The 16,870-nt window shown below is 73.0% G+C and carries 19 protein-coding genes; 7 read left to right on the top strand and 12 right to left on the bottom strand.

What is annotated here, in order from left to right; genetic code table 11:
* Position 1: 1 nt before the first annotated feature.
* The 10 genes from ACZ3YO_RS14275 to ACZ3YO_RS14230 form a co-directional block, all read right to left on the bottom strand.
* Positions 2–1,177, bottom strand: coding sequence for a hypothetical protein (locus tag ACZ3YO_RS14275; protein ID WP_465569109.1), 1,176 nt, complete (start codon positions 1,175–1,177; stop codon positions 2–4).
* Complete coding sequence (locus ACZ3YO_RS14270; protein ID WP_465569107.1) at positions 1,174–2,100, bottom strand: hypothetical protein; 927 nt, start codon at positions 2,098–2,100, stop codon at positions 1,174–1,176. The genes ACZ3YO_RS14275 and ACZ3YO_RS14270 overlap by 4 nt, the downstream gene beginning before the upstream one ends.
* Positions 2,097–2,981: a hypothetical protein gene (locus ACZ3YO_RS14265; protein WP_465569105.1), complete on the bottom strand. Its 885-nt coding sequence runs from the start codon at positions 2,979–2,981 to the stop codon at positions 2,097–2,099. The genes ACZ3YO_RS14270 and ACZ3YO_RS14265 overlap by 4 nt, the downstream gene beginning before the upstream one ends.
* A 52-nt stretch (positions 2,982–3,033) precedes the next feature.
* Positions 3,034–3,822, bottom strand: coding sequence for a hypothetical protein (locus ACZ3YO_RS14260; RefSeq protein WP_465569103.1), 789 nt, complete (start codon positions 3,820–3,822; stop codon positions 3,034–3,036).
* 398 nt (positions 3,823–4,220) lie between these two features.
* On the bottom strand, positions 4,221–4,856 hold the full coding sequence (locus ACZ3YO_RS14255; RefSeq protein ID WP_465569101.1) for a hypothetical protein: 636 nt from the start codon (positions 4,854–4,856) through the stop codon (positions 4,221–4,223).
* A 308-nt stretch (positions 4,857–5,164) separates the two neighbouring features.
* Positions 5,165–5,608, bottom strand: a complete 444-nt coding sequence (locus ACZ3YO_RS14250) for a winged helix-turn-helix transcriptional regulator (protein WP_465569099.1) — start codon at positions 5,606–5,608, stop codon at positions 5,165–5,167.
* A gap of 52 nt (positions 5,609–5,660) precedes the next feature.
* Positions 5,661–6,566: an MBL fold metallo-hydrolase gene (locus ACZ3YO_RS14245; RefSeq protein WP_465569098.1), complete on the bottom strand. Its 906-nt coding sequence runs from the start codon at positions 6,564–6,566 to the stop codon at positions 5,661–5,663.
* A 476-nt stretch (positions 6,567–7,042) separates the two neighbouring features.
* Positions 7,043–7,759 carry a hypothetical protein gene (locus ACZ3YO_RS14240; protein WP_465569096.1) on the bottom strand — a complete coding sequence of 239 codons (717 nt, stop codon included), beginning with the start codon at positions 7,757–7,759 and terminating at the stop codon, positions 7,043–7,045.
* A gap of 94 nt (positions 7,760–7,853) precedes the next feature.
* Positions 7,854–8,702 (bottom strand): hypothetical protein, encoded by an 849-nt coding sequence (locus tag ACZ3YO_RS14235; RefSeq protein ID WP_465569094.1) that lies wholly within the window; start codon positions 8,700–8,702, stop codon positions 7,854–7,856.
* Entirely contained in the window at positions 8,699–9,244 is a 546-nt protein-coding gene (locus ACZ3YO_RS14230) for an RNA polymerase sigma factor (RefSeq protein ID WP_465569092.1), read from the bottom strand. The genes ACZ3YO_RS14235 and ACZ3YO_RS14230 overlap by 4 nt, the downstream gene beginning before the upstream one ends.
* 86 nt (positions 9,245–9,330) lie before the next feature.
* Here ACZ3YO_RS14230 and ACZ3YO_RS14225 point away from each other — a divergent pair, with 86 nt between their 5' ends.
* A complete protein-coding gene (locus ACZ3YO_RS14225; RefSeq protein ID WP_465569090.1) occupies positions 9,331–10,242 on the top strand; it encodes a serine/threonine-protein kinase in 912 nt (303 codons plus the stop codon).
* A gap of 155 nt (positions 10,243–10,397) precedes the next feature.
* Here ACZ3YO_RS14225 and ACZ3YO_RS14220 read toward each other — a convergent pair whose 3' ends face one another.
* Complete coding sequence (locus ACZ3YO_RS14220; protein WP_465569088.1) at positions 10,398–10,799, bottom strand: DNA-binding protein; 402 nt, start codon at positions 10,797–10,799, stop codon at positions 10,398–10,400.
* Complete coding sequence (locus ACZ3YO_RS14215; RefSeq protein WP_465546615.1) at positions 10,796–11,044, bottom strand: hypothetical protein; 249 nt, start codon at positions 11,042–11,044, stop codon at positions 10,796–10,798. The genes ACZ3YO_RS14220 and ACZ3YO_RS14215 overlap by 4 nt, the downstream gene beginning before the upstream one ends.
* 62 nt (positions 11,045–11,106) lie before the next feature.
* On the opposite strand from ACZ3YO_RS14215, the gene ACZ3YO_RS14210 reads away from it, so the two are divergent.
* The 6 genes from ACZ3YO_RS14210 to ACZ3YO_RS14185 all read left to right on the top strand — a co-directional run bounded on the left by ACZ3YO_RS14210 (position 11,107) and on the right by ACZ3YO_RS14185 (position 16,851).
* Complete coding sequence (locus ACZ3YO_RS14210) at positions 11,107–11,994, top strand: LLM class flavin-dependent oxidoreductase (RefSeq protein ID WP_465569086.1); 888 nt, start codon at positions 11,107–11,109, stop codon at positions 11,992–11,994.
* Between the two features lie 301 nt (positions 11,995–12,295).
* Positions 12,296–13,195 (top strand): ABC transporter ATP-binding protein, encoded by a 900-nt coding sequence (locus tag ACZ3YO_RS14205; protein WP_465569085.1) that lies wholly within the window; start codon positions 12,296–12,298, stop codon positions 13,193–13,195.
* Positions 13,195–13,992 (top strand): ABC transporter permease, encoded by a 798-nt coding sequence (locus tag ACZ3YO_RS14200; protein ID WP_465569083.1) that lies wholly within the window; start codon positions 13,195–13,197, stop codon positions 13,990–13,992. Before ACZ3YO_RS14205 ends, ACZ3YO_RS14200 begins: the two co-directional genes overlap by 1 nt.
* 139 nt (positions 13,993–14,131) lie before the next feature.
* On the top strand, positions 14,132–15,079 hold the full coding sequence (locus tag ACZ3YO_RS14195) for an ACP S-malonyltransferase (protein WP_465569081.1): 948 nt from the start codon (positions 14,132–14,134) through the stop codon (positions 15,077–15,079).
* Positions 15,066–16,622 (top strand): class I adenylate-forming enzyme family protein, encoded by a 1,557-nt coding sequence (locus ACZ3YO_RS14190; RefSeq protein WP_465569079.1) that lies wholly within the window; start codon positions 15,066–15,068, stop codon positions 16,620–16,622. Before ACZ3YO_RS14195 ends, ACZ3YO_RS14190 begins: the two co-directional genes overlap by 14 nt.
* Positions 16,603–16,851 (top strand): acyl carrier protein, encoded by a 249-nt coding sequence (locus ACZ3YO_RS14185; protein WP_465569077.1) that lies wholly within the window; start codon positions 16,603–16,605, stop codon positions 16,849–16,851. The genes ACZ3YO_RS14190 and ACZ3YO_RS14185 overlap by 20 nt, the downstream gene beginning before the upstream one ends.
* Positions 16,852–16,870 lie beyond the last annotated feature (19 nt).

Here is a 16,870-nt window from a genome sequence, read left to right as displayed (position 1 = left end):
GTCAGGCCAGGAGGTCGGACTGGAGGGTGACGACCTGACGGAAGGCGGCGGTGGCGACGCCCTTGGGGTTGGTCATGGTGACGACGCCGACGAGGTCACCGGCCGACAGGTAGGCCACCCGGCCGGTGGGGCCGGCACCGGCACCGGTGGCCGGGGTCTCGCGGGTGGCGAGGTCGACGCCGGAGACCGAGTCCCAGCCCTGGGTGGGGCCGGTCCTGAGGCCGGGGATGTCCTTCGGGTCGCCGTTGGCACGGAGATCGGCGAAGACGTCCCAGGCCTCGGCGGACGCGCCGAAGGCGAGGAGGCGGACCTGGGTGCGGGTGCCGTCGGTGGCGGTCCACTCCCGGACGGTGGCGGCGCGGCAGGCGTTCTGCAGCAACAGGGCGCGCAGCTTGGCCGGTTCCTTCTGCTCGCCGGCGAGGGCGTCGCAGGGCACCCAGTCGGCGGTCGGAGCGGCGGACGCGGAGCCGGCGGACGCGGAGCCGGCGGAGGCGGACCCGGTGGGCGTCGCGGACGAGGTGGCGCCCGGGCTCGCGGCGGTGGAGCCGGACGCGCCCGGCGACGCCGTCGCACTCGCCGTCGCGGTCGGGGGCATGGTCGGGGTCGGGAAGACCACCGGCCCGGTCGAACCGCCGGCCTCCTTGGGTGCGGGCAGGAGCAGGTACCGCAGGTCGGCGGCGTGGCGGCTCTTGCTCTCCCTGGGCACGGCCTTGCCGGAGGGCAGCGGCGGCAGCGCCAGGGCAGGGAAGGTGTAGCGGCCGTCGTTCTCGGTGGCCAGCCCGGGGATGTCCGTGCGGTCGGGCGTCGTCACGGCCACCGCGGCCTCGGTACCGGCCAGCACGCAGACCAGGGCGGCGACGCCCCAGCGCACGGCCGCCCGGCGCCGGCGGGTGCGGCGGGCCGCGAGTTCCTCGGGACTCAACGGCACCGCGAACACCTGCGGGACGGGGAACGCCTGCGGGTCGGGGGCGCCCCACGGGTCGGCGGGGGCGGTCCCGCCGGCCGCGGTGGCGGCCTCGGGCGCGGGTGGCGCGGGTGGTGCGAACGCGGCCGGGGGTGCGGCCGGCGGCGCGACGGGCGGTGTGACGGGCGGCATGACGGGCGGTGTGACGGGCGGGCCCGCCGGCTCGTCGGCTGGAGTGGCCGCGCTGTCGTGCGGGGTGGCGTGGTCGGTCATGCGGACGCTCCCGGGGTGGCGAGGCGGTCGAGCTGCTGGGTGAAGAGGGCGACGATCCTGTCCTTGGGCAGCGGCGCCACACCCTCCGCCTCCATGACCACCAGGAGGTCGCCCTCGGCGGCCGAGCACTCCAGGTAGTCGATCGGCGCGGACGGCGGGGCGGGCATCAGGTAGCAGTGCGCCTCGGGGTGGTTCGGGATCGCGGGGCCGATGCGGAAGATCCCGGTGTCGCCCGTGAAGACGGCGGTGTACTCGTTCAGCTTCTGCACCTCCTGCTGGTTGAACTGGCGCAGCTTCATGCCGATGACCAGGTCGTCCGCCTTGGTCTTGTAGGTGCGCACCCCGGTGGCCTTGACGTGCAGACCGTCCCAGTACTGACGGAGCTTCTCCTGCTTGTCCTTGGGGATCTGCTGGAGGCCGCTGTCCAGCTCGGCGGAGAGCTGGTCCGCGCTCAGCTCGACGTCGTTGCCGTAGCCGCCCTCGTCCGGGCCGAGCGCGTAGTCGGCCGGGACGGGCAGCAGCAGGTCGCGCAGGGAACCGAAGTGGTTGCCGTTGGACTTGGCGCCGAAGGGCGTGGGGGTGGCGGACGGGGCGGGCGCGGCCGTCGGCCCGGCGACGGTGACGGGCGCCGGGTCGTCGTACTGGGTCTTGATGATGCCGACGCCGATGACCACGCCGACCAGGGCGGCCGCCACGGTCGCGCCGGTGGCGCGGAGGAGGCGGGAGGACGGGGCGGGGGCCGCTGGCGGCACGGGCGCCTCGACGGCGGGCGTCGCCACCGGGGGCGCGTCGGCGGGCGTCGCCACCGGGGCCGCGTCGGCGGGCATCTGCTCGGGGGTCCCGGCGGCGGACGTCAGTACGGGCGCCTCGACGGCGGGCGTCTGCTCGGGGGGCGTGGCCCCGGTCACGGTGCTGTCGCTCATACCAGCCGCTCCCACTGCTGCTTGGCAATGCCCTTCACGACCTCGGGGTTCACCGACTGGGTGCCGAAGACCTTGATCTCCATCACCACCGTGCCGCGCTGCGCGAGGGCGGTGCCGAGGTAGTACTGCTCGGTGGTGTCGGCCCAGTACGAGGCCTGGCTGTCGACCTGGTAGCCGCCGTTGGCGTCGTCGGCGAACGGCTTGAGCCGGTAGCCGGACGCCCGGGACTTGGCCTCGGCTGCACGGTCGACCGAGTACTGGATGAGCGAGACCCGGACCTTCAGGCCGTCCTTCTGCCAGTCGACCTCGGCGGCGCGGCGGAACTCCTTGGAGTTCAGGCTCTTGAAGACCTCCGCCGACCGGCCGCTGTGCTCGGCGAGTTCGCCGACGGAGATCCAGCTCGGCGAGTCCGGGTAGTCACCCCAGGCGGTGCTGCCGGTCGGGGCGGTCATCAGCAGCTTCCGCAGGTCGCCGTCGATGGCGAGCGGCTTCGGCGCGGCCGCGGCGGCTGCCGCCGCGTCCACCGGTGCGGCCGGGTAGGACGGCAGCGCGACCTGGATCGGCGGCAGCGGCGTCGGCGGGCGGCTCGCCTGGATCGCGTATCCGACGGCGCCGCCGACCACGGTGCCGAGCACCAGCCCGGACACCGCCAGCAGCACCGGCCGCGGACGGCGGGGGCGGCGCACGGGCGCGGGGGCCTCGGCGGGCGGGAAGGCGGAGGCCTCGGCCGGGACGACGGTGGGGCCCTCGGCAGCGGACGGCACAGCGGACGGTACGGCGGACGGTTCGGCGGCGGGCGCGGGTGGCGGGACGGCCGGCCCGGCGGGCGTGGCCGGCGGAGGCGCGTCGGCGGGCGACGGCTCCACGGATTCGGTGGTCACGGAGTGGCTCCAGAAAGGGAAAGGTGACGTCGGGCGTGAGCGGCGGCGGGACTCAGCCGCCGGAGGACAGCCACTCGCGCTGGCGCTTCATCAGCTCGCTCAGCAGTGCCTTGTCCGGAGTGCCCTTCACATCGACGTCGATCGTGTACTGCACGTCGCCCTGGCTGGAGATTCCGGTCATCGAGCCGGTGTAGGCCTGCTGCTTGGGCTTGTGCACGTAGCCGTGGGCGTTGGGGTCCCCGTCGATGGCGATCGGGTCCAGCTTCATCGTGTAGTTGCGGGCGAAGTCGCCCGCCTGCCCGGTCGATCCGAAGTGCAGCAGGGTGACCGTGACCTCGGCCTTGCCGTCGGCCGTGCGGTACGTCCGGCTGGCGGCGTCCTTGTACCCGTAGGAGCCGAGGATGCGCATGATGCCGTCCTGGTTGCCGAAGTTCGCGGCCACCTCGTCGTCGGTCATCGTCATGCCGTCGGCCGGCCCGTAGGACTCGCCGCCGTCGGGGATCGGGAGCAGGAAGTAGCGCAGGTCGCCGGCGTGCTTGCCGCCGCTGACGCTGCCCTTGACGGTGCTGGCCGGCTTGGGCGCGGGCGGGGCGGTGGTCGGCGCGGCGGTGGGCGTGGCCGAGGCGGCGGCGGTGGCGGAGGGCGACGCGCTCGGGCTCGCACTGGGGCTGACACCGGGCGAGGCGCCGGCCGCTCCGGCGACGACGGCGGGCCGGGCGTCCGGCTTGCCGACGGCCACGGTGACGGCGGCACTGGTCGCCGTCACGGCGAGCAGGCCCGCGGTGGCCAGGGCGACGCCGACCGCGCGCGGCAGCTTCCGCGCGGGCGCGGGCGCCGGCACGGCTTCGGGTCCGACGGACGCGGGCGCCGGGGCGTACGGACCGCCCTCGGCCACCGTTGCGGAAACCGCACCGGAATCGGGTGCGACATCAGTTTTCTCGAATGACGGCCCCTTTGCCGGATCAGCGGCAGGCGGCACGTTTTCGGGCGCGGACAAGGAACTCCCCCCGGGACATGTGGAATGTCGCGTGCGGGCCCCTTGCAGGCCACCCCCCGTGGCTCCCAGGCCGACCGTCACGCGTCTCAGCAGGAATTATGAGAGCCGGTCCACACCCGTGCCAACAAAGTTAATCACCGCACTCCCCCGCATGATCGACTAATCGGACACGCCGTGATCGAACCGCAATGGGCGGGCCGGCCGCCGTCGCCGACCCGCCTGCGAACTCCCCGATCCCCCGGTCAGGAGTGGGCGCGCTCGGTGGCCTCGACGACCTTGCCGGAGGAGTCGATCGCGATCTTGTAGTCCCCGCCCGAGCAGGGGTAGAAGCCCTTGGTCGCGGTCGGGTCCGCGAGGCACTCGCCGATGTGCTTCACCAGGTCGGCGACGTTGACGTCCTTCGGCGGCGCCAGGACCGAGTTCAGGTGCCCCTTGGCGGTGGGCGCGAACGGCGCGCTCTTGTCGGCCCCGGTCGGCTCGAAGACGACGTCGTTGACGCCGCACGCCGTCTTGGTGTCCTTGTAGACCAGCGTGGTCGTCGTCGTCCCCTTCGCCGGGTAGACCCACTTCTGGCCCGCCGGCAGCGGCGTGGCGTCACAGAACCCCTCCGGCCCGTCGCTCGCCCCGCCCGAGGGCTTGGCCGTCCCGCTGGGCTTGCCGGTCGTGCCGCCGGGCTTGTCGGTCGCGCCGCCGGTCGGCGCCGCGGTACCGGTGGCGGCCGGCGCGGTCGTCGCCGCGGCCGTGGCGGCGGGCGCGCTGCCACCCGCCTGGTCGGAGGAGTTGTCCGGCCCGCAGGCGGTGAGCCCGAGCGCGGCCGTGGCGACCAGTCCGGCACCGAGGAGCCGCTGGGCGGTGGTCATTCCCTGGAAAGCAGGCATGCTGAAGAAACCCCCGTTTAACGCATGATCAGATCGCGTGGTGCGGCGGAAAGACTAGCGCCTCCCCCCGTCACCGCTCCGCCCCCTTCGCTCGACGGTCGGCTACCGTGAGCCTTGGCGGGGCGGGGGGTCCCGCCCGTGGACAACGTTCCGGGGGGAACGCACGCCCAGCCCCTGGCCTGGCCTCAGAGCAAGGGCAACGGACGGGCGATCGTGTCGCTTCGTCTCTCCCTGCGTCTGGCCGGACGGAACCAGGCCGCCCGGTTAGGGCCCAGGTCTGGGCCTCCGGGGGCTGCACCGCTCCAGGATCAGTGCCCGCGGTCCGACGCCCGGTGCTCGTAGGCGGCCCGAGCCGCGTTCACGTCGTTGATGTACCGCTCTGCCCAGTCCCGGACCGCGCCGAGTGGGGCCTCCAACGTCAGCCCCAGTTCGGTGAGACGGTACTCGACCTTGGGCGGCACGGTCGGATGGACGGTGCGGCTGACGAGTCCGTCGCGTTCCAGACTCCGCAGGGTCTGCGTGAGCATCTTCTCGCTGATGCCGTCGACGGTCTCGCGCAGCTCGCTGAAGCGCAGCGTTCCGTTCGCCAGGGCGCCGACGATCAGCGCGGTCCACTTGTCGGCGATCCGGTCCAGGGCCGCGCGGGACGGACAGGGCGCACTGTAGGCGTCGGCCGGCTTGCCGTCCGGCAGCCAGGCCAAGACCCGGCCGGGGGTTCCCGGCCGGGGACGGGCGGTACGGGGGGCGGGCATGCTCGTACGCTAGTCCACCGCCGGTGCCGCGAGGGGTGCCGGCCCGTCGCCGCTACCCCGCTGCGACGGCGGCGGGACCGCCGGCCCAGGTCCGCCGCAGCGCAGGAGGGACGACCCGCCCGAAAACATGACCGGCGAAGTGACCTCCAGCCAGGAGTGTGTCCCCGTCCTCGAGTTCCTTGAGGAGCCGGGCGCGGGTGCGCAGGCCCTGCTCGGGATCGTCGTCGAACACGCACGTCCACTGATCCTGGGTGATCTGCACCTGGCAGTGCATGACGTCGCCGAGGATGATCAGGCGCCGGTTGTCGGCACCGGACGGATCCGTGACGATCAGACTGCTGTGACCCGGCGTGTGCCCGGGCGTCGAGAGGATCCGTACGCCGGGCGCGATCTCCTCGCCGTCCACGACGAACGCGACCACGCCCTCGAGCGGGGCCTGCACCGACTTCGCATCCGGTCCGGGAAACGCCCCCCGCCCTTCCCAGTGCCGCCACTCCGCCTCGCTCACCAGGTGCCGGGCCTCGTGGAACGTCAGTCCGCCGGCCTCCCGGCCGTCAGGGAAGTGCGGCGCCGGAGCGACGTCGCTGGTCCACCCGACGTGGTCGTGGTGCAGGTGGGTGTAGACGACGGCGTCCACATCGGCGGGTGAGAGGCCCTCCGCGGCCAGACTCCTCACCAGCGCACCCGCCTTGAAGGAGGCCACGTCGGGAATCGCGTAGTCGACGGCGCCAAGGCCCAGGTCGACAAGGACGGACCGCCCGCCGGCGCGGATCAGGAACGAACCGATGCTGACCGGGAACCGGCCGTGCTCGTCCAGGAACTCCGAATGCGTCGCCCAACCGTCCGGCATGCTGCAGGGAAAGAAGGCGGCCGGATCGAGCCATCCCTCTCCGTCGGGCAGGTAGGTCACCGTCGTCTCGCCGATGGCGATCTGGGCGCGAAGCGCGGGCTGAACCACAGTTCTCTCCTCAACAGGCTGGCACGCTCGGCGCGGCCGGAAAGGCGCACCGTTCGCTACTGACTATTGGAGAGCGGCAACACATGGGGAAGTACGCACTTGCAAGTGCGTCCCCACCGCGTCCGCAAGGTCCCGCGGCAGTTCGAAGGCCGTTGAGCGTGGCGGCGGCGCGTCCGCGCTCCGTGCAGGCGGCGGCCGGATTCTCCGGCTGCCCCGCGACCACGGCCGGGGCCTGCTCGACCGGCACGTCCGCCGCGCGGTCGCGTCGCATGTCGTCGGCCAGGGTTCGGAGTTCGCGTTGGCCTTCGAGGCGGACGTCGGCGATCAAGACATCGAGCGCCAGGTGTTCCTCAAGACCCTTTCGCTCGACGTCTGCGAGGCGGTCGGGCCGGCGCATGATCGCCCCTGGGCGCGCGAGCCTCTTCGATGTCCGGGGCCCGCTCCGCCCGCCGGCGCGGGCGGAGCGGGGCTGCCGTTCAGGAGCCGAGGCGGTTCAGTGCTGCGGCAACGATGCCTTCGACACGGGTCGGGGCGTCGGTGGGCCGGCCGGTGAGCTCGACGATGGCGACCCTGGTGCCGCTGCGAAGGACCGCGACCCCGCCGCTGACGGTGTTGTCGCCGTTGTAGGCCGGGTACCAGCGGGCGGCGCCGCCGGCGACGGTCAGGGTGTGGGCCGCGCCGTAGTGCCAGTGGCCCGCGGGCTCGTCCTGGCAGTCCTGGACGAGCGCGACGAGCTGCTTCTCCCAGGTGTCGGCCGCAGTCCCGGTGGGGGCGCTCGCAGCCGACTCGGTCAGTCGGCCGTCGGTGTCGAAGATCCAGGTCACGGACGCGTACGCGGTGGCCTTGTCCTTGGTCAGGTCGCGCATCGTCTCCTCGCCGGAGCACGCGGACAGCCCCTGGCGTCCGGTCAGCGCAACGGTCGCGCCGACCGGGTTCAGGCCCTGCTGGAAGTCCTCGCTCTGGACGAGGTCGGAGGAGCCGAGTCCGGGCGCGGCGACCGCAGCCGGGTGGGCGGCGGTGACCGGGTGGGCGGCGACCGCGGTGCGGTGCGCGGCGTTGTGATCGGCCCCGTCGGCGGTGGCCGACTGGGTGCCGACGACGCTGGCCGTGATCAGTGCGGCGGCGAAACAGGCCGCGGCGGCGACCCGGTTGCGGCGAACGGACTTCTGCTGGACGGCCTGGTTCTCGGTCATCTGGTCCCCCTGCTGGTCGGGACGCCTGCTGCGTCCTCGTACAACCGGGGAGATGCCGCCGGAGAAGGGAAAGTTGGAGCCCTGACCGGCTGTTTCACAGCTGTGACAGAGCGGTCCTGACGACGCGGTCCATCGCGGCCGCCCCCAGGCAGGCATCGACCTCCAGCACCCCGTAGTGGGTGCCGCTGCGCAGCACGGCGATGCCGCCGCAGGGTTCCTTGCCCTCGGGCGCCGTACCGGTGGTGTTGAGGGATCCCTGGTAGGCGCCCATCCAGCTCGCGGTGACGTCCGGGGCGAGCTGCACCGTCGTGGTCCTTCCGTAGACCCAGTGCCCTGGCACCGCCTCCTGGCAGGGCACCTCCTCCAGCAGCAGGCGCTCGGCGAAGTTCTGCGCCAGGGAGGGGCTCCGGGTCTCGGCGGCGACCTCGCGGGCGACCTGGTCGACGTGGGCGGCGGCCAGCGTGGGGTCGGCCGGGGAGGTGCGGGTGCCGGTCATCAGTCCGCGGAAGTGGGCACCGGGCCCGCCCAGGGTCTGGGTGAGGGTCTTCTCGCCGGAGCAGGCCGCGTTGGCGTAAGCCCCGTCGCCGTACCGGTCGGTGACGTGGATCTGCCCGATGCCGGCGTCCGGGCTGAAGGCCGCGGGGCCCAGAAGGTTCGCGGCCGTCACCAGCCCGGTCGCACCGGTCGGCGAGGCGGAGCCGGAGGCCGAGGACGCGGGCGTCGGGACGGACACGCCGGGCGTCGCATGAGCGGGCGCGTCCTGGGATGCCCCGCCGACCACGGCACCCGACCGCGCTGCCGGGTGCGCGGTGGCGCCGGGGGGCGGTGGCAGGACGAATCGGCCGGTCGCCAGCCCGAGCGCGGCGGCTGCCACCAGGGCGGCGACGGCGGATCGGGGCCGGACCACGGCGTGGCCGCCGCCCGCCGCGGGACCGCCGTTCACAGACCGGTGCCCAGGCGCTCGCGCATGAAGCGGCGGGCCTGGTGGATACGGTCCTTGACCGTGCCCAGCGGGGCGTCCAGCTCCTCGGCCACCTGGACGTAGGTCAGGTCGCCCAGGTCGCGCAGTACGAAGGACTCCACCAGGGTGGGGTGCTGCTGCTCCAGCGCGGCCAGCGCCTCCATCAGGTCGAGCCGGGTCCCGGCGATGACGCTGGTGGTGCGCGGGTCGACGGACTCGGGGAGGTCGGCGTGGCTGTCCTCGGCGCGCCGGCGCATCGAGCGGTAGGTGGACCGGGCGGCGTTCGAGGCGATCACCGTCACCCAGCCCAGGAAGGAGCCGTGGCCGCCGTACTCGCCCAGGTGCGCGCTGATGGACAGCAGCGCGTCCTGCGCGGCCTCCTCCGCGTCGGCGTGGTGGGGCAGGAAGCGCGAGCAGCGGCGCAGCACCACCGGCCGCAGCGTGGCCAGCAGGTACTCCATCGACCCCGGGTCCCCCGCCTGAGCAGCCGCCACGAGCCGTTCCAGCTCGCCTTCCTCGAACACCCGGATCCCCCGTTTCGTCCCGCCTGGCATCCCACCCGTCGAATGGGAGTTCCGCACTCCCCCCGATTCCGGCAGAATGCTGCCACATGCGCAACCTCGGCCGTTACCTCCTCCTGGAGCGGCTCGGAGCCGGTTCCTTCGCGACGGTCTGGAAGGCCTACGATCCGGAGCTCGACACCGAGGTCGCGGTGAAGGTGCTGGCCGAGAACTGGGCCGCCAACGCCGATGTGCGCGAGCGGTTCCTGGCGGAGGCGAGGCTGCTGCGCCGGATCGCCAGCCCACGGGTGGTCCGCGTGCACGACGTCGGGGTGCAGGAGGACCGGCCCTACTTCGTCATGGACTACGTACGCGGCGGCACCCTGGCGGACCGGGTCGGGCAGTGCGGCCCGCAGGAGGCGCTGCGGCTGGCCGCGGAGGCGGGCTACGCGGTCCAGGTCCTGCATGATGCGGGCGTGGTGCACCGCGACGTCAAGCCGTCCAACCTGCTGCTCGCCACCGGCCCTGCGCCCGCCGCGGTGCTGGTGGCGGATCTGGGCAGCGCCAAGCAACTGGCCGACGCATCCGGGCTGACGGTGACCACGGGCACGCCCGCGTACATGGCACCGGAACAGGCCTTCCAGACCAGCGGGTTCGACGGGAGGGCCGACGTGTACGCGCTGGCCGTCGTGGCCTACGAGCTGCTGACCGGGCAGAAGCCGTTCGGCCCGGGCGGACGCGCCGCAGCCCTGATGACCGCCCAGCCGACCGCCTCGACGCTGCCGGCGCTCCCAGCCGGAGCGGAGCTCCCACCGCACGTCGCCGTGCTGCTACGGGCCGCGATGTCCGTCGAGCCGGCGGACCGACCGCCGACCGCCCAGGCCTTCGCAGACGCGCTGCTGGCTCCGGTCCCGCAGTCCCAGCCTTTGGAAGGCTCCGGGTGGCTGACCCCGCGCGCGGTCTGTCTGGCGTCGGGCACGGTGTTCACGGCGACGACCCTGCTGAGCTGGCTGCAGCGTTGAATCCGACAGGGAGCCGGTCCCGACCCTGACGGCGGCCGCGACGGCGACCGGGCGGATCCGCCTCGGCACCCTCGTCACCTCGGTCAATCCTCTTTCACCCATCGCATGCTGACCTGCGGGAACACCAACCGAGAGGGTTCGAGTCCCGCTCGGGCTCAGATTGCGATGAGCCGTACGCGGGCGCCGCAGAGCTTGGCCATGTCGTCGACGTCCGAGGAGAGCATGGCCACCGGCCCCGGCTGCCGCAGCGCCATCTCTGCCACGGTCGCGTCGATCGCGTACTTGTGCCCGTGCAGTCCGGCCTGCTTCAGCAGCCTGGCCGAGGCCCTTGCGGCCTGATCGGTGACCGCCTCCACCTTGACTCGGGAGAGTGTCCAGTTCAGCCGGGCTTCGTTCACACGGGCGTGCGTGACTTCCACGATCGTGTTCGCGCCGACCACGAAGTCGGCTCCCATGGCGTGGAAGACCTGAAGCATCGCCAACACGCCGCGGTCCTGTGTGATCCACGAGGACAGTCCCTCGGAGTCCAACACGACCGTCTCGAAGCGTTCGGTCACGCGGCGCTCGCCGAACCCGCCGACCCGGCGGAGCCGATGATCCTGGCATGCGCCTCTAGCAGCTCCTCATCGGTGAACGCGCCCTGCTCATCCTGGTAGCGGCGAAGATCGTCCGCGAGCAGCTGGTGCCGAATCTGGCGGGCTACTGCCTCCGCGACATACCCGGAGACGTTGTCGGTGAGCTTTCTGAGCTCGTCCACCTGTTCCGTCGGGAGAGTGACGGTGATGCGCGTGGTCGCTGCCATGAAAAGAGCATACTCCGGTATGCACCTTAGTGGCAGGCTGTTCGGGACATAGGGTCGGGTTCATGCGACTGAGCACGGTGATCCTCCCCATCCACCGGTGGAGCGAGGGGCAGAAGACCTGGCGGCGGGCCGAGGACCTCGGCTTCCACGCCGCCTACACCTACGACCACCTCTCCTGGCGGTCGTTCCGGGACGAGCCCTGGTTCGGGTCGGTCCCGACCCTGACGGCGGCCGCGACGGCGACCGAGCGGATCCGCCTCGGCACCCTCGTCACCTCGCCGAACTTCCGCCACCCGGTGACCTTGGCGAAGGAGCTGGTCACGCTGGACGACGTCTCGGGCGGGCGGGTGACGCTGGGGATCGGGGCCGGCGGGACGGGGTTCGACGCGACGGCGATGGGGCAGGAGGCGTGGTCGCCCAAGGAGCGGGCGGACCGGTTCGGGGAGTTCCTGCCGCTGCTGGACGAGCTGCTGCGCAAGGACGCCACGACGCGCGAGGGGACGTACTACTCGGCGGTCGAGGCGCGGAACATCCCGGGCTGCGTCCAGCAGCCGCGGGTGCCGTTCTACGTCGCCGCGACCGGGCCGCGCGGGCTGCGGCTGGCGGCGGAGTACGGGCAGGGCTGGGTCACCTACGGCGACCCGCGCGGGCCGGCGGACGTCCCGGTCGAGCAGGCGCCCGCGGTGATCGCGGCGCAGCTGGCGAAGCTGGCGACGGCCTGCGAGGCCACCGGCCGGGACGTCGGCGAGCTGGAGAAGGTGCTGCTCCAGGGGTCGACGGCGGAGAAGCCGCTGCAGTCGCTGGACGCCTTCGTGGACTGGGCGGGCACCTACCAGGAGCTCGGCATCACCGAGCTGGTGATCCATTGGCCCGTGCCGGACTCGATCTTCGAGAACGACCTCGCCGTCTTCGAGAGGATCGCCACCGAGGGCCTGGCCCAGCTGTCCTGACCGACCACGCGGAAGGAGCGCTCACCCGTCGGGTGGGCGCTCCTTCCGCGTGTCCGCCCGCAGGCCGCCCACAGGCCGGCGGCGCGGCCGCCGATCCGGCCGCCGGCCTGTGCGGAGATGGGGCGGGTGCGATGGATAGGGCGTGGATAGGCGGGTGGTAGCGGCGCCGGTTCGGGCGGATAGCAGGGGCCGGGAGAGTGGTGCTCACCAAGGCGACCTCCGCCGAATCGTGAGGACACTCAAGATGATCGATTACCAGACCCGCCCGGCGTCGAGGGGGGCGACGTCCCCTGATGCCGCTGTGCTCAGCACCGTCGTCAAGCGCTTCACCAGCGCCAAGGGCGAGGAGTTCACCGCCGTGAACGGGCTGGATCTGCGGATCCGGCGCGGCGAGGTGGTGGCGTTCCTCGGGCCCAACGGTGCCGGCAAGTCGACCACCATCGACATGCTGCTGGGGCTGACCCGGCCGGACTCGGGACAGGTGGAGCTGTTCGGGCAGGCGCCGCAGCAGGCGGTGCGGGCCGGGAAGGTGGCGGCCGTCCTGCAGTCGGGCGGGCTGCTGCCGGACCTGACGATCGAGGCCACGGTGCACATGCTGGCCTCGCTCCACCCGGGTGCCGACCCGGAGCGGTGCATGGCCCGGGCCGGCGTCAGCGAGCTGCGCAACCGCCGGGTGTCGGCGTGTTCGGGCGGTGAGCAGCAGCGGCTGCGGTTCGCGGTCGCGCTGCTGTCGAGCCCCGAGTTCCTGGTACTGGACGAGCCGACGGCCGGGATGGACGTGGGGGCCCGCCGGGACTTCTGGGCCGCCGTCCGCGAGGACGCCGGGCGCGGGATGACCGTCATGTTCGCCACGCACTACATGGAGGAGGCGGACCAGTTCGCCGACCGGGTGGTGATGATCAACAAGGGCTCGGTGGTGGCCGACGGTTCGGCCTCGTCGATCCGGGCCGCGATCAGCGGGCGCACGGTGTCCGCCGTGATCAGCCCGTACGAGGCGGAGCTGGTGGCGCGGTCGGCCGGGGTCCGGGCCACCACCAGCCGCGGTGACCGGTCCTACTTCAACTGCACCGACTCGGACGCGCTGTTGCGGGTCTTGGTCAACGAGACGTCGGCGACCGAGATCGAAGTGGCTCCGCGCAGTCTCGAAGAGGCCTTCATGGCCATCACCGACAACGGCCGCACCGTCCAGAAGGGGATCTGATGGCCGCCCTCCCGGCGCCGAGCGCCGCCCGCCCGAGCACCTCGCCGTTCGCCGGCGTGAACCCGACCTTCGTCCGCTACGAGCTGCGGCGGCGGTTCAACCGCCAGACCACGATCTTCACGGTGCTGCTGCCGGCCGTCCTCTACCTCGCCCTGTTCCGGACGAGCCCGAACAACGCGACGCTGCCGCACGGCAACTTCGCCGCCTGGATGATGATCGGCCTGGCCGTGTACGGCGCCGCGACGGCGGCCGTCAGCTCGGCGGCCACCATCTCGGTGGAGAAGTCGGTGGGCTGGATGCGCACGATCGCGCTGAGCCCGCTCACCCCGCCGGGGTACCTGCTGGTCAAGGTGGTCTGCTCGGTGCTGATGGCGGGAGTGCCGGTGGCCATCGTCGGGGTGCTGGGGGTCGCCACGGGGGCGCAGGCCGATGCCGGCGTCTGGGTGACGTCGCTGCTGGTCGCCTGGTTCGGTGCGGCGGTGTTCGCCGCGCTGGGCATCGGGATGGGCCTGGCCCTCAAGCCCGACGTGGTGATGCACATGCCGGGCCTGACCATGACCGCGCTCGCCTTCCTCGGCAACCTGTTCATCCCGCTCAGCGGGACCATGCTGGAGATCTCGCGGTTCACCCCGATGTACGGGGTCGCGACCCTGGCCCGCTACCCGCTCACCGAGGGGTACGCGTTCAGCGGGGAGCACTCCAGCGTGGCGGGTGCCGTCTTCAACCTCGTCGCCTGGTTCGCCGGGTTCTCGTTCATGGCGATCCGCCGCTTCACGAAGAGCACCGGCCGGCCGTAGCCGCGACCGCCTCCGCACCAGCGGCACCGCACCGCACCGCACCGCACCGCACCGCACCACCGCTTCCGCACCATCCGACACCGCACCGGGCGCAGCGCGCCGTGCGAAGGGCACCAAACACGAAAGGGGGATAGAACACATGTTCGCATTCATAGCGCCGGGCCAGGGCTCCCAGACCCCTGGGATGCTGGCCGGCTGGCTGCGGGACCCGGTCCACGCCGAGCGCGTACGGGCCTGGTCCGAGGCCGCCGACTGCGACCTGGTCCACCTGGGCACCAAGGCCTCGGCCGCGGAGATCGCCCGGACCGAGAACACCCAGCCCTTGCTGGTCGCCCAGGGCCTCCTGGCGCACGGGGCCCTGGACCGGACGACGCCCGAGGGCAGTGCGGTGGCGGCCGGCCACTCGGTGGGCGAGCTCACCGCCGCCGTGTACGCCGGGGTGCTGAGCGCCGCCGACGCCGTACGGCTGGCCGCGATCCGCGGCCGCGCCATGGCGGCGGCCTGCGCCGACGCGCCCACCTCGATGGCGGCGGTGGTCGGCGGGGAGCAGGCCGAGGTGCTGGCCCGGATCGCCGAACTCGGCCTCACCGCGGCCACGTTCAACGGCCCCGGCCAGATCGTGGCCGCGGGGCTGACCGAGCACCTGGAGCAGCTGGCCGCCGCACCGCCGCCCTCGGCGACGGTCAAGGCGCTGCCGGTCGCCGGGGCCTTCCACACCCCGTACATGGAGTCGGCGCGGCAGACCGTCGCGGCCGCGGCCGGGGCGATGCACTTCGCGCGGCCGGCCCAGCTCCTGCTCTCGAACGCCGACGGCGCGGTGGTCACCTCGCCCGAGGAGATCCGCCGGCGGCTCGTCGACCAGGTGGTCCGGCCGGTCCGCTGGGACCTCTGCCTGAAAACCCTCGCCGAGCTGGCGCCCGAGCTGACGGTCTCGCTGCCGCCGGCCCGCACGCTCGCCAACATCCTCAAGCGCCAGCACCCGGACCTCGACGTCCTGTCCGTCAACTCGCCCCGGGAGCTCACCCGGGCCTACGAGCGGCTCGCCGCCGCTGTCGGAAAGGGGGAGCCCGCTCATGCTGGTGTCTGATCTCCTCGACCGTCCGCGCGCCGAGCGCGGCGACCACCCCGCGGTGATCGACACCGAGGGCACGCTCAGCTACCGCGAGCTCGGCACCGCCGTGGACCGCGCGGCCGGCTGGCTGCGGGGCCAGGGCGTCGCCCCCGGCGAGCGGGTCGTCTACGCCGGCGGCAACGACCGCGCCTTCCTCGCCCTCTTCTACGCCACGCTGCGGATCGGCGCGGTCTTCGTGCCGGTGCACCCCGAGCTCACGGACGTCCAGGTCGGCCACATCGTCGACGACTGCTCCGCCGCGCTGGCGATCTGCGCGCCCGCCGCGGGCCGGCTCGCCGGGCGCACCGTGGAGGTGGAACGGGCCTGGGAGGAGATCATGCGCGGCCCGGCGGACGGCTTCGCCGCCGAGATCCCGGACGACAGCGTCGCGATGCTGATCTACACCTCGGGCACCACCGGCCGGCCGAAGGGCGTGGTCTGCCCGCACCGGCAGATGATCGCGGCGGTCGAGGCGGTCAACGCCTGCCTGCGGTACGACGCCGACGACGTCGTCCTCTGCCGGCTGCCGCTCTCCTTCGACTACGGGCTCTACCAGGCGCTGCTCTGCGCGCTGACCGGCGGCACCCTCGTCCTGACCCGGCGCAGCCACGACGTCGGCCTGCTGCGGACCATCGAGCGGCACGGCGTGACGGTCGTCCCGCTGGTCCCCTCGCTGGCGCAGATGCTGACCCTGCTGCAGGGCAAGCTCCGCCGGCCGACCAGGGTGCGGCTGTTCACCAACACCGGCGCCCGCCCGGGCCGGGCGGTGATGGCCGAACTGCTGGACGTGTTCCCCGGATCGTCCTTCGCCTCGATGTACGGCATGACCGAGTGCAAGCGGATCTCGATCCTGGACCCGGCCGAGTACGCGGCCCACCCCGACTCGGTCGGGCGGCCGATCCCCGGCGACCACGTACGGATCGTGGACGGCGACGGGCGGACAGCCGGCCCGCGGACGACCGGCGAGATCGTCGTCTGGGGCCCGACGGTGATGGCCGGTTACTGGCGGATCCCGCTCGCCGGGCAGAACCGGTTCGTCCCCCGCGCCGACGGCTCCCTGGAGCTGCACACCGGCGACCGCGGCTACCTCGACGAGGACGGCCGGCTCTACTTCGTCGGCCGCGACGACGACGTCATCAAGCGCCGCGGCATCCGGCTGGCCCTGACCGAGATCGAGGACGCCGCCGAGCGGATCCCCGGGGTGACCGCCGCCGTCGCGCTGCGCCCCGAGTCGGAGGACGCGCCGCTGCACCTCGCCGTGCAGAGCGCCCTGTCGCCGGAGGAGATCCGCGCGCACCTCACCGACCGCCTCGACCACGCCCGGATGCCCGACCTCATCGTCCCGATCCCCGCGGTGCCGCTGACCGCGAACGGCAAGCCGGACCGCGCCGCCGCCAAGCGCCTGACCGAGGCGCCGGACCGCGCGCCCGGAGCACCCGAGCCCACGGCACCCGCGCACGACGCCACGCAGCCTCCCTTCGCACAGACGAGGACCATCCATGAACCAGTCGCAGTTTGACCAGCTCGTCGAGCGGATCTGCTCGGTCAAGGTCACCGACCCGCAGACCCCGCTCGTGGACCTGGGCGTGGACTCGCTCCACACCATCGCCCTGGTGATGGCCGTCGAGGAGGAGTTCGGGATCGAGGTCGACCCCGACGCCCTCGCGGACCCCGCCCTCGCCTCCCCCGCCGGCCTGCTGCGCTACGTGCAGACGCGGGTCGACGCCCCGGCCCCGGCCGGGATCTAGGAACCGGAAACCGATACCC

The sequence above is a fragment of the Kitasatospora sp. NPDC022785 genome (genome assembly GCF_055561295.1).
The sequence above is the reverse complement of the archived record's forward strand: the minus strand, read 5'-3'. Positions and strand labels throughout refer to the sequence as shown.